Raw genomic sequence first — 2,272 nt, forward strand, 5'->3', positions numbered from 1 at the left:
TCGCACGGAGAGCACATTAAGTGCTCTCCGGCTCGTGCGGAACTCGCGATCGACCAAACCCCGCGCCCCACCCCGGCGAGCCTCTGGCTAGCAGCAACAATCAAAATGCAACAAGGGGCTCCCCCGTTCATCAACGGGGGAGCCCCTTGTCATACATGGCGAATCAAGGTGTCTACAAATAGACCCTTTCGAGAAACGATAGCGTGTCCTGAAGGCGTGCCCTTTCCTTGCGGTCGGTTTGCCGATTTACATAAAAAGCAAAGTCCGTAAAGAAATCCTCGGCATCAACCCTCATTTGCTCCGATAGCTTCAAACGGGCTGAAGGCGGCAACAAACCAGCAAGTCGAGCAACATCCGAACGATGCTTTCGTCGATCCTTGTCGTTGCAATGACGCCCTTCTTTATAACTTTTGTTGATATCAATGTGTGCGCGCATCTTGAGGGGAATAATATGGAGCGCATCGAGCAACGTAATACCTTCTAGATTCGTTGCGTTATCGCGGATAAATTCATAGTAGCCATCGTCGAGAATAATCGCCGAAAGACTTGATACGACCCCGTCAAAGGAGAGAGGCGCCACCTCGCTCGCTTCATCTTCAAGCGTAAAATCAGGATGCCGAGCAAACAGCTCGATTTGACCAGGACAGTCCAAAACCCGCTTCGACCCTTCCGGCAGACGAAATCGATAATAGGTGCACCCTCCACCGCCGCCTTTACCGATCTTATATTCAGCGTCTTTAATAAACGCCCATAATGCCGAAGCAAATTCGACGCTCTCCCCATCAACGATTACGACAACATCCAAATCCTCTGTAGCCCTAAAAGAATCGCCTTCGATATCAAATAAGACGCTGCAGGCGCCTCCGCCAATAAGAACATAGCCGCCCTTGCAATTTCTCATGGCTTCGGCAAATCGCTCTATTCCTCTTACTTTTGGCATATCGTCCTCCTGAGCTGCTCGATCGCATCAAGCAAGCGATCGTCTTTGTAGTCCGCTTTTGCGCAGGCAACGTATAAGGAATATGGGTCGACACATTGCAAACCCGTTGTGTCAAAACTGATATCGGACGGTTCATCCACGGGATACGACCAGACCTCAATCTCAATTGCCGCCGGTTCATACCACTGGGCCTCCAGCCATTCGTCGCCCAAATGTTCTTTTAAGGCATCCACCTGATGTTTTTCGAGAGCAATAGTCGGAGCGGAGTCGTCATGAGCGAGGTCGGACATATAACTAAGGGCAGACACTCCGGAAAGCAGCGCATCGACGGCACGCAATTCTGGTCTGTCGATTGCCCTCTTGAGCCGTATGTGCTCAACGACGGGCGTACGAAGATAGTCCTCAAACCCATTTAACAGTGCCTCGGTCGACAAATCGGCATCGGACAGCACACGCTTTTTGCCGTCCCGTGCGATTAGCCCAGGAGCAATAGCGGCGATTTCCGAAAGATAGCCGCTGACGCTTGCCGCGCTTTTGCCACACAGACGCGCTAGGTCGCCGGCGGAGCAGTCAACCCATCGTCCCGCGATGAGATTTAGGACGATTCGTTGAGATTGGGGCGAAAGCGGAGCAGCGGGAGAAGCACCCAGCACCTCATCGGAAATAACAGCACCGATAAACGGCAGAAACGCATTTCGCTCATCTCGGATATATGCGATCCCCTCCGAAGAAAGCGCGCGCATAAAGCCTAAATCCATAGCATCCCAGCAAATTGCCACCGGGCGAGCATCTATCTTGCGCACTGCATTGACGAGATTTCGCGCCGAAATGACACTGGGCAGTTCTTTTGGTTCGGCAACAATAAAACGGCCTTGCTCAGACATGCCGAGCCGTGCCAAGCGAAGCGAATACCGCTCAAGATACATGCGAGGAATCTGCATCTCAATTGGCTCCGGGTCGATGGAGAGCTCTAAAGAGAAGAGTCTTTTTGGGAGACAATTTAGCAGCATGTCCAATCACCATTTTCATTTTAGTTACATTTTAGTATATATCTGAAATTATACTGAATCGTATAAATTGCTCAATCCCTGAAGCCATAAGAAACAATCCAAAACGCAACAAGAGGCTCCCCCGTCCATGTACGGGAGAGCCCCTACTCACATCTATTTATCTATCAGCCCACCCGGCTCTCCAGACCAAAAAGCGGACGAGCAGAGCGACGTTCGCAAGCAACGTTGCCTGAGGACCTGGGAGGGCGTATGGGGCAACATCGATCGCGAGTTCCGCAATCAGAACCACCCTTAAAAAGGGTGGTTTGCTCTTAGGGTATAA

General features: G+C 51.3%; 2 protein-coding genes. Both read right to left on the bottom strand.

Annotated elements, in window-relative coordinates:
- Positions 1–172: 172 nt before the first annotated feature.
- Positions 173–940: a hypothetical protein gene (locus I2G43_RS02665; protein ID WP_195534982.1), complete on the bottom strand. Its 768-nt coding sequence runs from the start codon at positions 938–940 to the stop codon at positions 173–175.
- Entirely contained in the window at positions 928–1,950 is a 1,023-nt protein-coding gene (locus I2G43_RS02670) for a hypothetical protein (protein WP_195534983.1), read from the bottom strand. Before I2G43_RS02670 ends, I2G43_RS02665 begins: the two co-directional genes overlap by 13 nt.
- Positions 1,951–2,272: the final 322 nt, after the last annotated feature.

It is taken from the genome of Collinsella aerofaciens (assembly GCF_015557435.1).
GTDB classification, from domain to species: domain Bacteria; phylum Actinomycetota; class Coriobacteriia; order Coriobacteriales; family Coriobacteriaceae; genus Collinsella; species Collinsella aerofaciens_Z.